Origin of the sequence: Pseudomonas putida, from assembly GCF_050990305.1 — a bacterium.
In the GTDB taxonomy this organism is placed as follows: Bacteria; Pseudomonadota; Gammaproteobacteria; order Pseudomonadales; family Pseudomonadaceae; genus Aquipseudomonas; species Aquipseudomonas putida_AH.
In genome coordinates, this window is sequence record NZ_CP158817.1 from 5,241,576 (window position 1) to 5,255,566 (window position 13,991).

The window sequence follows — 13,991 nt, forward strand, 5'->3', positions numbered from 1 at the left end:
ATCCCAAAAAGCGTGTTTCAGAAAAAGGGTGTGAATTCTAACGAAAAAACCCGCGGCAAGCGCGGGTTTCTTTGAAACGGGTCAAGCAGGCTTACATTTTCTGCAGATCGCGCTGGGCCAGCTGAGCGGCGGAAGTCCCCGGATACTGGGATATCACCTGCTGCAGAATGCCTTTGACTCGGTCAGTGTGACCGAGGCGGCGCTCTACATCAGCGAGTTTGTACAGCGAATCAGGCACCTTGGCGTGCTTTGGGTAAAGCTGCGAAACCTTGGCAAACGCTTGACCTGCACCTTGCAGATCGCCTTTGGCCAAGTTGACCTCTCCCAACCAATACTGCGCGTTGCCCGCGTATTGGCTGTTCGGGTATTTGCGCAGGAAGGCGGCGAAAGCCTGGCTGGCCTTGTCGAAATCCTTGGCTTTGATCAGGTCGAAGGCAGCGTCGTAGTAGAGCTTTTCCTTCGCCGGATCTGCAGGTTCGCTGCCCGCGGCAGGTGCTTGTGCGGCTGCCGCCCCCGCGGCTGCGGCTGCGCCCGCTGCTGCACCGGGAGCATTCAAATCGCCACCGGTGGAAGAATTTTCTGGAGTCGCGGCTGGTGCAACGCCGGATCCAATGCGCCGATCAAGATCCTGGTATCGCTCCAGGCTTTCCTGCTTCATGCGCGCTACATCATTTTGCAGCACTTCGATTGCACCTTGCTGGCGCTCGATTTGTTGCTGCATGGATTGCAGTTGGTTGAACAGCTCGCCCTGTGCCGAGACAGGGGTCGAAACCCCTCCCCCGGCATAGGCGCCGTTCGTACCGTAACCTGCAGGCGGATAGCTGCTTCCGCCATTGCCGGAGTCGTTATCGACCACAGGAACCGCAGCCCACGCCGAAAGCGACGCGAGGCTGAGAGCCAGAACAGTTACAGCACGACGGCACGTTCGCATATCGAATTACTTACGCAGTTCGACGCGACGGTTTTGAGCCCAGGACTGCTCGTCGTTGCCGGTAGCAACTGGACGCTCTTCGCCGTAGGAAACCAGCTCCAGCTGAGCTGGGGAAACGCCTTGCAGTACCAGGTAGCGCTGAACGGCTTTCGCACGACGCTCGCCCAGTGCCATGTTGTACTCACGAGTACCACGTTCGTCGGTGTTGCCTTCCAGAACAACGCGAGCGCCGTTTGCTTTCAGGTCTTTGGCGTGAACGTCCAGAGCGCGCATGGCTTCTGGCTTCAGGTCCGAACTGTCGTATTCGAAGTAGAAAGTGGTGATAGCGCGCAGGGCAGCTTCTTCGCTCAGGGAGCCGTCAACTGCACCAGTGTTTGCGCCGTAACCAGCGTTTGGATCTACCGCGCCTTCGCCGGCATTGTCGCCGCCCTTGGACGAGCAACCTACAGCTACAGCCATGGCGAGAGCCAGCGCAGCAAATTTACCAAACTTCAGCATTTCCATCGTGAAACTCCTAATGAACCCCAGTGTGTTAAGTAAAACGTAAAGCGCCGCGTCAGTTCAGGTAAGGGGACCAGGAAGGTTCTCTGACTTCGCCTTGTGCGGTAGGAAGCGGGAGCCTTACGCGTCCATTGATGGACACGAGCATCAAGACTCCCCGGCCCTGCTGGCGGGTGGCGTAGATTACCATGGTGCCGTTGGGCGCGACAGTGGGCGACTCGTCCAGAGTGCTATCAGTGAGGATTTTTACACTACCTCGCTGCAAATCCTGGGCCGCCACTTTGAAATTGGTGAAACCGTCCTGGCGGTGAATCATCACCAGGGTCTTTTCGTCTGCCGACAGCTTCGGGTTGGCGTTGTAGTTACCGACGAAAGTCACACGTTCGGCACCGCCGCCACCCACGCTGGTTTTATAAATCTGCGGCTTGCCGCCACGGTCGGAAGTGAAGTAGATGGTCGACCCATCCTTACCCCAGAAAGGCTCGGTGTTGATACCAGGACCGTTGGTGACGCGGGTGATCTGACGCGAACCCAGGTTCATCACGTAGATGTCCGGGTTGCCGTCTTTGGACAGCACGAACGCCAGGCGATTGCCATCCGGTGACCAGGCTGGCGCACCGTTCAGGCCTTCGAAGTTGGTGATCTGCTCACGGCGACCGGTGTCGATGTTCTGCATGAACACCCGTGGACGCTTCTGCTCGAACGAAACGTAGGCAATGCGCTTGCCATCCGGTGCAAAGCGTGGCGACAGGATCGGCTCGCGCGATTGCAGCAGGGTCACGGCGCGGGCACCGTCGTAGTCCGAACGCTGCAAGGTGTAACGCGTGTTCTTCTCGGAGAAGCGCTCGGCAGTCACGTACAGCAGACGAGTCGAGAACGCACCTTTGATACCGGTGAGTTTTTCAAACGACTGGTCGGAGATGTAGTGCGCCATGTCACGCAGTTGATCCACACCACCCGACACGCTACCGGTCAGCACTTGCTGCTCGGTGGCAACGTTAAACAGTGCGTACTGAACCTGCAGGCGACCGCCCGCCGGAACGATGCTGCCGACCATGACGTACTGGGCACCCAGCGCCTTGAAGTCACGGAAAATGATTTCGCTGGCCTGGCTTGGCTGGCTGATCATGTTCTGCTTGGGAATAGGCGAGTAGTAACCCGAGTTGCGCAGGTCGTTACCGATGATTTCAGCCATGTCGTCCGGCAGCACGCTACCGCCCTGGAAGCCGAACGGTACAACCGCGATCGGGGTGGCCCGGTCACTACCGCTGGTGACCAGAATGTTTTTCTCATCTGCCATCGCGATCCCTGCCATGCAGCAGATCACGACGAGCATTCCTCGAAGGAGGTTTCTCACGGGGCTAGATCCTCAGGTGTGAATGTCATCTTGAATGAACGATACGGAGCGAAATCACTCGGCTTCATTCCCTGCATTTCCGTCAAACGTCCAATATTCTTCACTGCCGCTACGGCTGAAGCGTCAAACGGACCGTCGCCACTGGACTTGAGCACCTTGACCGAAGTCACCGTACCGTCCGGCAACATGCCGATTTGCAGCTGAACCGTCATGCCTTTGCGGGCCGAAGGTGGACGAGCCCAGCCTTCCGCTGCACGCATTCGAATCAGGTCATCGAAACTGCCGGCGACTTCGTCACCCTGCTCATCGGCCAAGGCCTGCTGACGCTGTGGCGTGTCGGAAAGCAAATCTGCCAGGGCCTGGGCCTTTTTGTCTTCGGCGGACTTTTTCGCCGCGTCCTGCGATTTCTTCTTCGCAGCATCGGCAGCAGCTTTCTTCTTCGCTTCCTCGGCGACTTTCTTCTTCGCCTCTTCAGCTTCAGCTTTCTTCTTGGCGTCTTCCGCGGCTTTCTTCTTCGCGTCTTCGACGATCTTTTTCTTCGCTTCTTCAGCAGCCGCTTTCTTGGCCTCTTCTTCAGCCGCCTTCTTGGCTTCTTCTTCAGCTTTCTTCTTGGCTATATCAGCCAATTGTTTCTCTTCTGCCTTCTTGGCTTCGGCGGCTTTCTTCGCGTCGTCGGCTTTCTTGGCTTCGTCAGCCTTTTTCGCCTCGTCCGCTTTCTTCGCCTCGTCGGCCTTCTTGGCTTCCTCGGCCTTTTGAGCCGCTTCTTCTTTCTTTTGTTCCGCAGCCTTCACCGCTTCCTGCTCGACCTTCTTCTGTTCCAACTGCTCTTCTTCGGTCTGGCGCGCGGCGGATTTCTTCGCCTCACCCGCAATCTTCTGATTGGTCTGGGTGGTTGCCTGACTTTTCGATTTCAGTTGGTACAGGGTCGCCTGGACAATAGGCTTGGCCGGCGGCAGCTCCGGTGTGAAGGCAAAACTGACAAACAGCATGCCGAACACCAGCACGTGCAAGCCAATCGCCCAGACACTAGGCCAGAAGTAGCTTTCCGAGGCGGACGGCTCTCGCTGTTGCTGCATCAGGGCGCCTCGGTAATCAAGCCAACATTACCGACCCCGGCTTTCTGCAACCCGCCCATGGCACCCATGACGGCACCATAGTCGACGCTCTTGTCGCCGCGAATGAAGACTTGGGTACGCTTGCCGCTTTCGTTGCCGACGCGGATGATCTTGGTGACCGCATCAGTCATCTGCGGCAGGGTCATGGCGCGGTCTTGTTGCTTCTCTGTGTCGACTTCGCTGCCAAGATTCCAGTAATAGGTCTTGTCAGCCTTGATCGAAATGGTCAGGACCTGGGTGTTGTTGTCCTGCGGCAAGGCTTCGCTGGAAACCTTCGGCAGATCAACTTTCACGCCCTGATTGAGCATCGGCGCGGTCACCATGAAGATGACCAGCAGTACCAACATCACGTCGATGTAAGGCACCACGTTCATCTCGGCGACCGGCTTGCGCTTGTGTCGGGCTCGAGCGATTAAAGCCATTGGAAATTACCTGCTTATTCTTCGCTGGTGTGCACTTTGCGGTGCAGGATCGCCTGGAATTCATCGGCGAAGGTGTAGTAGCGGCTCAGCAGGGTTTCGCTGCGAGCGGAGAAGCGGTTGTAAGCGATAACGGCCGGAATGGCGGCGAACAGGCCGATCGCGGTGGCGATCAGGGCTTCGGCAATACCTGGCGCTACAGTGGCCAGAGTCGCTTGTTGGGCAGTTGCCAGGCCACGGAAGGAGTTCATGATGCCCCAGACGGTACCGAACAGACCGATGTACGGGCTGACAGAGCCGACGGTGGCCAGGAACGGCAGGCTCTGCTCAAGCTTTTCTTCCTCGCGGGAAATGGCAACGCGCATGGCGCGAGCCACACCTTCCATGACCGCTTCCGGATCAACACCTGGCTGCTGGCGCAGACGGGAGAACTCCTTGAAGCCGGCGCGGAAGATTTGCTCGACACCCGAATCCGGGTCCGGGTTGCTGCCCGCCTGACGGTAGAGTTTGGACAGATCGATGCCCGACCAGAAGCGCTCCTCGAAGCTCTCCAGGGCACGTCGACCGGCGCGCAGCAGGTTGCTGCGCTGAAAGATCATGATCCATGAGGTCACCGATGCGGCTACCAGGGTCAGCATCACCAGTTGCACAACGATACTGGCATTGCTGACCAAGCTCCACATGGAGGAATGGTCGACGACGTTAGCTTCCACGCTTTATCTCCTGCTTTGAGTGTGTACCCGCGCCGCTCACGTCGGCAAAGGCCGCTCGTAGAGCTTCGGGAATGGCCCGGGGTTTCAAACTGTTGGTGCGCACACAGGCCACCAGAAACTGCCCTTCGCAGAGCAGCGCATTATCCGCGGCCCGCCTGACCTGCTGTTTGAAGCGCAGGCTGGCGCGGTTCAATTCGATTACTTCAGCGCTTACCAGCAACTCGTCATCCAGTCGCGCCGGCGCGTGATAGCGCGCTTCGCTGGAATGCACGACGAACAACAGGTCCTCCCCTGCCAGCTGCGACTGGGCAAAGCCCAGCTCTCGTAGCCGCTCGGTTCGAGCCCGTTCCATAAACTTGAGGTAATTAACGTAATACACGATGCCGCCCGCATCGGTGTCCTCGTAATAAACGCGACAACGATGTGCGAAAGGCTCAAGCCCGTTTTGCGCGCGCATACTCTAGTGCTTACTCCTCAGGTTGCCAATCCGGCCAGGCAACTGTTTTTCATTGTTCTGCGGCTTTCTCGCAAAAGTACGGTCCTGGGACAGCACAATGCCCGAAAAATCTTCCCGCAAAAGTTAATTAATCGTCCACGGCATCGAGGAACTCGTCTACCACGGGCATCTCACCCAATCGTGACGGAATGTTTAAGCCGAAGTGCAGGTACGCATGCCGGGTCACCACCCGACCACGCGGGGTGCGCATGATGTAGCCCTGCTGAATCAGATAGGGCTCCAGCACATCTTCAATGGTGTGACGCTCTTCGCTGATAGCCGCGGCGAGGCTGTCCACACCGACCGGTCCACCGTCGAACTTCTCGATCATGGTCAGCAACAGGCGTCGATCCTGATGATCGAAGCCACGCTCATCGACATCCAGCAGGTTCAAGGCCATATCGGCAACAGATTTGGTGATATGGCCCTTGGCACGAACTTCGGCGAAGTCCCGCACCCGGCGCAGCAAGCGGTTGGCGATCCGCGGCGTGCCACGGGCACGCCGGGCGATTTCGAAGGCACCTTCGGGGTCCAGCGGCAAGCCAAGGATGCTCGCCGAACGACTGACAATCGTCGACAGATCGGCGTTGCTGTAGAACTCCAGGCGCTGGACGATCCCGAAACGGTCGCGCAGCGGGTTGGTCAGCATCCCCGCCCGCGTGGTCGCGCCGACCAAGGTGAAAGGCGGCAGATCGAGTTTGATCGAACGCGCAGCCGGACCTTCGCCGATCATGATGTCGAGCTGGAAATCTTCCATGGCCGGGTACAGCACTTCTTCGACAATCGGCGACAGGCGATGGATTTCATCGATGAACAACACATCGTGCGGCTCAAGATTGGTCAGCAAGGCCGCCAGATCCCCCGGACGCTCAAGGACCGGCCCCGAGGTGCTTTTGATCGAGACGCCCATTTCCTGGGCAATGATGTTGGCCAGGGTGGTTTTACCCAGCCCCGGTGGACCGAAAATCAGCGTATGGTCCAGGGACTCGCTGCGACCACGGGCAGCCTGGATGAACAACTCCATCTGCTCACGAACGGTCGGCTGGCCAATGTATTCGGCCAGGCTGACAGGACGAATCGCCCGGTCCTGGACTTCCTCGCGCTCACGGGGACCACCCGTGGCAGCGATCAGACGATCAGCTTCAATCACTTAGATCATTCCCTTCAGGGCACGACGAATCATGTCTTCACTGCTCAAGCCTTTCTCCTTGATCGCGGAAATCGCCTTGCTGGCTTCCTGCGGTTTGTAACCCAGGGAAATCAGTGCGCTGACCGCGTCGTTCTCGGCGGTATTGACCGGGGCAGGCCCGTCCGGCTGGTTCGGCACCAGAGCGAACATGGCGGGTACGGTTTCCCAGGCCTTGAAGCGATCCTTGAGTTCAACCAACAGGCGCTCGGCGGTTTTTTTGCCCACGCCCGGCACCTTGGTCAGCGCCGAGGTGTCCTGGGATTGCACGCAACGGATCAGTTCGTCGACTTCCAGGCTCGACATCAAGGCCAGGGCCAGTTTCGGCCCCACCCCATTAAGACGGATCAACTCGCGAAAAAAGTCTCGCTCGCGCTTACCGACGAAGCCATAGAGTAACTGCGCGTCTTCGCGTACGACCAAATGGGTGTGTAACGTCAGCGGTTCACCGACCGACGGCAAGCGGTACAGCGTGGTCATGGGCACTTCAAGCTCATAGCCCAGGCCATTTACATCCAGAATCAGGTGCGGCGGCTGTTTCTCAGCCAGTGTGCCGCGCAAGCGTCCAATCACGTTACAGATCCTTGAGCGTTGGCCAGCACAAGGCCAGCGACTGACAGAGCAAGGATTTTGCGCCAGCCCGGGCGCAAATCCCTTATTCCATAAAATTGACTGCAGATGCTATCAGAGACGCAGACGCCCGCCACGACTGCGTGCCGCCCCCAGGCCATGGGGCAGAAGACTGGAACGGGTGTGAGCATGACAAATGGCAATCGCCAGGGCGTCCGAGGCATCGATTTGCGGTTTACTGGTCAGTTTCAGCATGTGCATGACCATCATTTGCACTTGCTCCTTGTTGGCCGCACCGGTGCCGACCACCGCCTGCTTGACCTGAGTCGCGGTGTACTCGGCTATCTCCAGGCTTTCTTCCGCGCCCGCCACGATGGCGGCACCACGGGCCTGCCCCAGTTTCAGCGCGGAATCGGCGTTGCGTGCCATGAAGACCTTTTCGATGCCCATGGTCACAGGCTTGTAGGTCTGAATGATTTCCCGCACCCCGCGATAGACAATCTGCAGGCGCTCATACAGTTCGCCCGCACCGGTGCGGATACAACCGGAAGCCACGTACTCGCAGCCACGCCCTGTATCGCGTACCACGCCATAACCGGTGATGCGCGAACCGGGGTCGATACCAAGAATTAAAGTCATAACGCCTGCAGAAAGAAATCGCGGTGGCCTGAGGATAACTGTGTAGGAGCTGCCGAAGGCTGCGATCTTTTAAATAAAAAGCTGAAAATCAAAAGATCGCAGCCTCCGGCAGCTCCTACATGAAGAGCACACCGAACTCTGCGACCTTTTTTTCAAAGCCATCAACCGAGTTGAGCAGCTACCGACTCCGGGATATCGGCGTTGGAGTAGACGTTCTGCACGTCATCCAGGTCTTCGAGCATGTCGATCAGCTTGAGGACTTTTTCCGCGCCTTCCAGATCCAGCTCGGCACTGGTGGTCGGGAGCATGACAATTTCCGCATCGGTGCCTTTGAAACCTGCTGCTTCCAGCGCGTTACGTACAGCGTAGAAGCCGGCAAACGACGTGAATACGTCGATGGAACCATCTTCGTTGGTCACCACGTCATCGGCGTCGGCCTCCATGGCCGCTTCCATCAGTGCGTCTTCATCGACGCCAGGTGCAAAAGAAATCTGCCCCTTGCGTTCGAACAGGTACGCCACCGAACCGTCGGTACCAAGGTTACCGCCGCATTTGCTGAACGCATGGCGAACTGCCGCCGCGGTGCGGTTGCGGTTGTCGGTCATGCACTCGACCATCACCGCCACGCCGCCGGGCCCATAACCTTCGTAAGTCAGCTCGACCACGTCATCCGTGTCGGCAGCACCGGTGCCACGAGCGATGGCGCGATCGATGATGTCACGGCTCATGTTCGCACCCAGGGCCTTGTCCAAGGCCAGGCGCAGACGTGGATTGGAGCCTGGATCGCCACCACCCTGACGGGCTGCGACGGTCAGTTCACGAATCCACTTGGTGAAGATCTTGCCTCTCTTGGCATCCTGACGTTCTTTGCGGTGCTTGATGTTCGCCCACTTGGAATGACCTGCCATAACTCGCTCCGAATTCTCTTTGGAACATTGCCCGCTGCGCCTTGAGGCGCCAGCCGGCAAACAAAAATATCGACCATACCCATAAAGAAAAGGCGCATCCGAAGATGCGCCCTTCAGATCAGCCTTACTCGGCTTTAGGCGTTTCGCGCAGACGAATGTGCAGTTCGCGCAATGCCTTGGCATCTACCTGACCCGGCGCCTGAGTCATGACATCCGCCGCGCTCTGGGTTTTCGGGAAGGCGATCACTTCACGGATCGACTGGGCGCCAGTCATCAGCATTACCAGACGGTCCAGACCGAATGCCAGGCCACCGTGTGGCGGTGCACCGTATTTCAGGGCGTCGAGCAGGAAGCCAAATTTCTCTTCCTGTTCCGCTTCGTTGATACCCAACAGACGGAAGACCGACTGTTGCATTTCCTTGCGATGGATACGGATCGAACCGCCACCCAGCTCAGTGCCGTTCAGCACCATGTCGTATGCGCGGGACAGTGCGGTCGCCGGGTTGGCTTCCAGCTCTGCCGGGGTGCACTTCGGCGCGGTGAACGGGTGGTGCAGAGCGGTGAAGCTGCCGTCGTCGTTCTCTTCGAACATCGGGAAGTCGACGACCCACATCGGTGCCCATTCGCAGGTCAGCAGGTTAAAGTCGTGACCCACCTTGATCCGCAGCGCGCCCAGGGCTTCGCTGACGATTTTGAATTTGTCTGCACCGAAGAACACAATATCGCCATCGACTGCACCGACGCGATCGAGGATCACGTTCAGGGCCGCTTCAGGGATGTTCTTGACGATTGGCGACTGCAGGCCTTCGACGCCTTTGGCGCGCTCGTTGACCTTGATGTACGCCAGGCCCTTGGCACCGTAGATACCGACGAACTTGGTGTAGTCGTCGATCTTGCTGCGCGGCATGCTCGCCCCGCCCGGAACGCGCAGTGCAGTTACACGGCATTTCGGATCGTTGGCCGGACCACTGAAGACCTTGAATTCAACGTCTTTGAGTTGGTCGGCAACGTCCACCAACTCAAGCGGGTTACGCAGGTCCGGTTTGTCGGAACCGTAGCGGCGCATGGCCTCTTCGAAAGTCATGTGTGGGAAATCGCCGAATTCCAGACCCAGCACTTCCTTGAACAGGTTGCGGATCATGCCTTCGGTCAGGCCCATGATGTCTTTTTCATCGAGGAAGCTGGTCTCGATGTCGATCTGGGTGAATTCCGGCTGGCGGTCGGCACGCAGGTCTTCGTCACGGAAGCACTTGGCGATCTGGTAGTAACGATCGAAGCCGGCGACCATCAGCAGTTGCTTGAACAGCTGTGGCGATTGCGGCAAGGCGAAGAACGAACCGGCGTGCGTACGGCTTGGCACCAGGTAGTCGCGAGCACCTTCCGGCGTGGCACGGGTCAGGATCGGCGTCTCGACGTCGAGGAAGCCATTTTCGTCCAGGTAGCGGCGGATGCTGGTGGTCATGCGCGAACGCAGACGCAGCTTCTCGGCCATTTCCGGGCGACGCAAATCAAGGAAGCGGTAGCGCAGGCGGGTTTCTTCGCCAACGTCAGAGAACTCGTTCAATGGGAACGGTGGGGTTTCCGCTTCGTTCAGCACTTCCAGCTCATAGCCCAGCACTTCGATCATGCCCGAAGCCATGTTGGCGTTGGTGGCACCGGCCGGACGCAGGCGAACCTTGCCAGTGACCTTGACCACGTATTCGCTGCGCACACGATCGGCGACGGCGAAGGTTTCAGCGCGGTCCGGGTCGAACACCACCTGGGCCAGACCATCACGATCACGGATATCGAGGAAAATCACCCCACCGTGGTCACGGCGACGGTGGACCCATCCGCAAAGGGTAATTTCCTGGCCGTCCAGGCTTTCGTTCAGTTGGCCGCAATAATGGCTGCGCATCATGGTCGTGGTTTCACTTCTCGTAATTCGTCATTCGGTTGGAGACCTTGCACATGGTCGGATGTCCGACGATGCAAGCGCTCACGTGTGTGGTTCAGTTCAAGGCTGTTGGCTCAGAGCATGGACACTAGTCAGCTTTGTCGCCGCCAGCCAGGTTCTTCTTGGAGCCGGTCTTGAAATCAGTCTCGTACCAACCGGTACCGCTGAGGCGGAAACCCGGCATGGACAGCATCTTCTTTAGTTCAGGTGCCTGGCATGCAGGGCAGTCGACCAGCGGTGCATCGCTGATCTTTTGAATGGCTTCCAACTGATGACCACAGGAAGCACATTGGTAATCGTACATCGGCATGGGGTTGTCTCGGCAATCAGATTGCTACCGCACACGCTGGGTTTTGCGGCAAAGAGCGGGATTATATCCATTAAATGCAGCCTGTGCAGCCGTAAGACTGCACAGATCGACACGTCGCCCCTTCATCCCCGGGACGGAGCCATGGCCTCGCAACGACCATCTTTGAGACTATGCACAACACACACCACCCGTACCAGCGCGCTGAAGTTTTTTACCCCACCGTGACGCAAATGCACTTCGCGATCCACGTGAGACAACAACGCACTGACCGAACAGCAATTTACCTTGGCCATTTCGCTCAAGATATCCCAGTAAACCTGCTCCAGCCGCAAGCAGGTGGCGAAACCATTCAACCGCACCGACCGGGACAAGGGCTGGACCAGCCCCATATCGAACTCACTGACAAACGGATCAATTCTGATCCCCTTGAACGCACCGTTCCTCGCTTCCTTTTGCCTGATGTCATAAACCATATCACTGACACTCCTTTGTCATCCTTGGTTTCCATAAGGGCCTGCGCACTTATAAAACCGCGGGGGCAAAGTTATATCCAGATGACTTTTTGACCCTCCGCGTAGGAGAAGCCAACAGCGGATGGCAGATCATGGAGAGCGTCCTACGCCCGGAATTTTCCTACTCCGAACGGCGAAAGCTCACTCAGTAGGCAGGTGCTTTTTCGACGGACAAAGACAACGCGCGAACAACACCCTCAAGGCATCATCCGCGCATCAACTGACTACTAATCCAGCAGGGCGCGAAGCATCCAGGCGGTTTTTTCGTGAACTTGCATGCGCTGGGTCAGCAGATCGGCCGTCGGTTCGTCACTGACCTTTTCAAGCAGCGGAAAAATGCCGCGCGCCGTGCGTGTTACCGCTTCCTGCCCTTCAACCAGTTGCTTGATCATGTCCTCGGCTGAGGGCACGCCCTCCTCCTCTTTAATAGAGGACAGCCGCGCGTAAACGGAGTAAGCGCCGGGAGCCGGGAAGCCGAGCGCGCGGATTCGCTCGGCAATCAAGTCGACGGCCAACGCCAACTCGTTGTATTGCTCTTCGAACATCAGGTGCAAGGTCCGGAACATCGGGCCAGTGACATTCCAATGGAAATTATGGGTCTTCAAATAAAGTACATAAGTGTCCGACAACAGACGCGAAAGCCCGTCAACGATGGATTTGCGATCCTCTTCACTGATTCCGATATCGATTGCCATGTTTTTCCCCTAAAGGTGATGAAGTTCATCCAACAGGTGCAGGACCACTCTAGCAAGCCTGTTGCTGCCCCGCAGCCTTGGATACCTCACCGGCCTGCGACAAATCGCCCCCGACGCACCGCTGGACTCCTTGATTTGAGTAGCCACAAGCTTTGCTGTTAAATAGGCGGTGTGTCGCTGACGCCCTTATTTTCCGGGTGCTGCGCATAGGCTGATACTGGATACGTGCTCAACGCCTCTTCTTATTTGTTCTGAAGCGAACCGTGCCCCATCAGCTCTTCCTTGTGATCCGTCTAAACGTGAGTCAATCAAAATGTTGAAAATCGTCCACCTGCTAATGGGCGCAGCAGCCTTGCTGTTGTCCTTCATCCCTAGCCTGCGAACCGAAGCCGTACCTTACCTGCAACAACCCGATGCGCTGTACCTGGCCTTGTTCGGCCTGCTCAACCTCACCCTCGCTCCAGTCATTCCCAACTGGAACAAAGGTCCGCGTCACCAACTGCAAAACCTGGTCAGTGCGCTACTGATCCTGGCGGTCGTCCTGCAAATCCTGACGCTGCTTGCACCCATGCCTGAGATTGCCGGTCAACCTGCCGTTCTGTTCAGCCTGGTCGCAACGCTGATCGCCGTTGTTCTGCACCTGGCCATCGGCTTCTACAAATCATCACCCGCCGCCGCCACGCCTAGCTACGACATGAGCAACCGCGATACCGGCACCGTCAAGTGGTTCAACACCTCCAAAGGCTTCGGCTTTATTTCCCGCGACTCCGGCGACGATATCTTCGTGCACTTCCGGGCCATTCGCGGCGAAGGTCACCGCGTCCTGGTCGAAGGCCAGCGCGTGGAGTTCTCCGTCATGAATCGTGACAAGGGCCTGCAAGCCGAAGATGTGATTGCTGCTCTGCCGCGACGCTGATTCAAGGCAATAAAAAACCGCGAGCAACCTGATTGCTCGCGGTTTTTTTGTGCCTGCATTTCAGTAATGCGGTGGCGGCGCCTCTTCCTCGAAAGACTCGAACTGGCCAGCCATTTCTTCCTGGCGCTTGAGCAGCGCTGCGATTTGCAATTGAAGGCGCTCAACGGCTTTCTGCTGCGCGGCCAGCACATCATTCAACGCCTGGATGGTGTCATCCTGAAACGCCAACTGACTCTCCAGATCGGTAACGCGCTCTTCCAGGCTCATGATTCAACCCTCCAGAAACGTGAAATCTTCGGTCAGCACCAGACGCAGTCGCTCGCGAATCGCGGCGACCTGCTCGGCACTGTAAGGTTTGGCCGGGTGCCTGCCCCAGACCGGAGCCGGCCAAGCGGCGTCTTCGCGCTTGCGCACAATCACATGCATGTGCAATTGACTGACCACATTACCCAAGGCTGCGACATTCAGCTTGTCGGCATCGAATGAATCCTTGAGTGTTTCTGCCAACGCGCTCGTTTCCTGCCATAGCAACTGCTGATCGGCGACATCCAACTGAAATATCTCGCTGATATCGTCGCGACGAGGTACCAGGATGAACCATGGATAGTTCGAATCGTTGGACAACAGCAACCGGCAAAGCGGGAAATCGCCGATCAGTAAGGTGTCTTGTTGAAGTCGTGAATCTAAAGCGAACACTGCGCGCACTCCTGTCGGACCATCATGTTCAAGCTTAGCGCCCCACTCGAGAGACCGTGCGCCAAGCGACTGGACGGCAGCATACCTGTGA

Annotated in this window: 18 protein-coding genes; 1 reads left to right on the forward strand and 17 read right to left on the reverse strand. The window is 57.6% G+C overall.

Annotated features, from left to right (window positions below; genetic code table 11):
* Window positions 1-91: 91 nt before the first annotated feature.
* The 15 genes from ybgF to ABTV22_RS23800 all read right to left on the reverse strand — a co-directional run bounded on the left by ybgF (window position 92) and on the right by ABTV22_RS23800 (window position 12,288).
* Window positions 92-931, reverse strand: coding sequence for a tol-pal system protein YbgF (gene ybgF, locus ABTV22_RS23730; RefSeq protein ID WP_433736857.1), 840 nt, complete (start codon window positions 929-931; stop codon window positions 92-94).
* 6 nt (window positions 932-937) lie between these two features.
* Window positions 938-1,435, reverse strand: coding sequence for a peptidoglycan-associated lipoprotein Pal (gene pal, locus ABTV22_RS23735; protein WP_003178634.1), 498 nt, complete (start codon window positions 1,433-1,435; stop codon window positions 938-940).
* A gap of 52 nt (window positions 1,436-1,487) precedes the next feature.
* A complete protein-coding gene (gene tolB, locus ABTV22_RS23740; RefSeq protein WP_433741492.1) occupies window positions 1,488-2,768 on the reverse strand; it encodes a Tol-Pal system beta propeller repeat protein TolB in 1,281 nt (426 codons plus the stop codon).
* 17 nt (window positions 2,769-2,785) lie between these two features.
* Window positions 2,786-3,865 (reverse strand): cell envelope integrity protein TolA, encoded by a 1,080-nt coding sequence (tolA, locus tag ABTV22_RS23745; RefSeq protein WP_433736858.1) that lies wholly within the window; start codon window positions 3,863-3,865, stop codon window positions 2,786-2,788.
* Window positions 3,865-4,317: a protein TolR gene (gene tolR, locus ABTV22_RS23750; RefSeq protein ID WP_162634961.1), complete on the reverse strand. Its 453-nt coding sequence runs from the start codon at window positions 4,315-4,317 to the stop codon at window positions 3,865-3,867. Before tolR ends, tolA begins: the two co-directional genes overlap by 1 nt.
* Window positions 4,318-4,340: 23 nt before the next feature.
* Window positions 4,341-5,036 carry a protein TolQ gene (gene tolQ, locus ABTV22_RS23755; protein ID WP_095193175.1) on the reverse strand — a complete coding sequence of 232 codons (696 nt, stop codon included), beginning with the start codon at window positions 5,034-5,036 and terminating at the stop codon, window positions 4,341-4,343.
* A complete protein-coding gene (gene ybgC / locus ABTV22_RS23760; RefSeq protein ID WP_433736859.1) occupies window positions 5,026-5,493 on the reverse strand; it encodes a tol-pal system-associated acyl-CoA thioesterase in 468 nt (155 codons plus the stop codon). Before ybgC ends, tolQ begins: the two co-directional genes overlap by 11 nt.
* Window positions 5,494-5,620: 127 nt before the next feature.
* Complete coding sequence (gene ruvB / locus ABTV22_RS23765) at window positions 5,621-6,682, reverse strand: Holliday junction branch migration DNA helicase RuvB (RefSeq protein ID WP_433736860.1); 1,062 nt, start codon at window positions 6,680-6,682, stop codon at window positions 5,621-5,623.
* Window positions 6,683-7,291, reverse strand: a complete 609-nt coding sequence (ruvA, locus tag ABTV22_RS23770) for a Holliday junction branch migration protein RuvA (RefSeq protein WP_175388409.1) — start codon at window positions 7,289-7,291, stop codon at window positions 6,683-6,685. It abuts the gene before it with no gap.
* Between the two features lie 111 nt (window positions 7,292-7,402).
* Window positions 7,403-7,927 (reverse strand): crossover junction endodeoxyribonuclease RuvC, encoded by a 525-nt coding sequence (ruvC, locus tag ABTV22_RS23775; protein ID WP_433736861.1) that lies wholly within the window; start codon window positions 7,925-7,927, stop codon window positions 7,403-7,405.
* Between the two features lie 161 nt (window positions 7,928-8,088).
* A complete protein-coding gene (locus ABTV22_RS23780) occupies window positions 8,089-8,835 on the reverse strand; it encodes a YebC/PmpR family DNA-binding transcriptional regulator (RefSeq protein WP_433736862.1) in 747 nt (248 codons plus the stop codon).
* A 124-nt stretch (window positions 8,836-8,959) separates the two neighbouring features.
* Window positions 8,960-10,735 (reverse strand): aspartate--tRNA ligase, encoded by a 1,776-nt coding sequence (aspS, locus tag ABTV22_RS23785; protein WP_433736863.1) that lies wholly within the window; start codon window positions 10,733-10,735, stop codon window positions 8,960-8,962.
* Between the two features lie 124 nt (window positions 10,736-10,859).
* Window positions 10,860-11,081 (reverse strand): FmdB family zinc ribbon protein, encoded by a 222-nt coding sequence (locus ABTV22_RS23790; RefSeq protein WP_007977333.1) that lies wholly within the window; start codon window positions 11,079-11,081, stop codon window positions 10,860-10,862.
* Between the two features lie 122 nt (window positions 11,082-11,203).
* Window positions 11,204-11,554: a ribbon-helix-helix domain-containing protein gene (locus ABTV22_RS23795; protein ID WP_433736864.1), complete on the reverse strand. Its 351-nt coding sequence runs from the start codon at window positions 11,552-11,554 to the stop codon at window positions 11,204-11,206.
* A gap of 266 nt (window positions 11,555-11,820) precedes the next feature.
* Window positions 11,821-12,288 carry a Dps family protein gene (locus tag ABTV22_RS23800; protein ID WP_433736865.1) on the reverse strand — a complete coding sequence of 156 codons (468 nt, stop codon included), beginning with the start codon at window positions 12,286-12,288 and terminating at the stop codon, window positions 11,821-11,823.
* A gap of 313 nt (window positions 12,289-12,601) precedes the next feature.
* On the opposite strand from ABTV22_RS23800, the gene ABTV22_RS23805 reads away from it, so the two are divergent.
* Window positions 12,602-13,204, forward strand: coding sequence for a cold shock domain-containing protein membrane protein (locus ABTV22_RS23805; protein ID WP_433736866.1), 603 nt, complete (start codon window positions 12,602-12,604; stop codon window positions 13,202-13,204).
* 60 nt (window positions 13,205-13,264) lie between these two features.
* On the opposite strand, the gene ABTV22_RS23810 is transcribed toward ABTV22_RS23805, so the two are convergent.
* Both ABTV22_RS23810 and ABTV22_RS23815 read right to left on the reverse strand, forming a co-directional pair.
* Window positions 13,265-13,471, reverse strand: coding sequence for a SlyX family protein (locus ABTV22_RS23810; protein ID WP_433736867.1), 207 nt, complete (start codon window positions 13,469-13,471; stop codon window positions 13,265-13,267).
* A gap of 3 nt (window positions 13,472-13,474) precedes the next feature.
* Window positions 13,475-13,900, reverse strand: a complete 426-nt coding sequence (locus tag ABTV22_RS23815; protein ID WP_433736868.1) for an HIT domain-containing protein — start codon at window positions 13,898-13,900, stop codon at window positions 13,475-13,477.
* Between the last annotated feature and the right edge of the window lie 91 nt (window positions 13,901-13,991).

Coding starts and splice junctions, on each gene's coding strand:
- ybgF (WP_433736857.1), bottom strand. CDS start 931: ATGCGAACGTGCCGTCGTGCTGTAACTGTTCTGGCTCTCAGCCTCGCG.
- pal (WP_003178634.1), bottom strand. CDS start 1,435: ATGGAAATGCTGAAGTTTGGTAAATTTGCTGCGCTGGCTCTCGCCATG.
- tolB (WP_433741492.1), bottom strand. CDS start 2,768: ATGCTCGTCGTGATCTGCTGCATGGCAGGGATCGCGATGGCAGATGAG.
- tolA (WP_433736858.1), bottom strand. CDS start 3,865: ATGCAGCAACAGCGAGAGCCGTCCGCCTCGGAAAGCTACTTCTGGCCT.
- ybgC (WP_433736859.1), bottom strand. CDS start 5,493: ATGCGCGCGCAAAACGGGCTTGAGCCTTTCGCACATCGTTGTCGCGTT.
- ruvC (WP_433736861.1), bottom strand. CDS start 7,927: ATGACTTTAATTCTTGGTATCGACCCCGGTTCGCGCATCACCGGTTAT.
- ABTV22_RS23780 (WP_433736862.1), bottom strand. CDS start 8,835: ATGGCAGGTCATTCCAAGTGGGCGAACATCAAGCACCGCAAAGAACGT.
- aspS (WP_433736863.1), bottom strand. CDS start 10,735: ATGATGCGCAGCCATTATTGCGGCCAACTGAACGAAAGCCTGGACGGC.
- ABTV22_RS23790 (WP_007977333.1), bottom strand. CDS start 11,081: ATGCCGATGTACGATTACCAATGTGCTTCCTGTGGTCATCAGTTGGAA.
- ABTV22_RS23795 (WP_433736864.1), bottom strand. CDS start 11,554: ATGGTTTATGACATCAGGCAAAAGGAAGCGAGGAACGGTGCGTTCAAG.
- ABTV22_RS23800 (WP_433736865.1), bottom strand. CDS start 12,288: ATGGCAATCGATATCGGAATCAGTGAAGAGGATCGCAAATCCATCGTT.
- ABTV22_RS23805 (WP_433736866.1), top strand. CDS start 12,602: ATGTTGAAAATCGTCCACCTGCTAATGGGCGCAGCAGCCTTGCTGTTG.
- ABTV22_RS23810 (WP_433736867.1), bottom strand. CDS start 13,471: ATGAGCCTGGAAGAGCGCGTTACCGATCTGGAGAGTCAGTTGGCGTTT.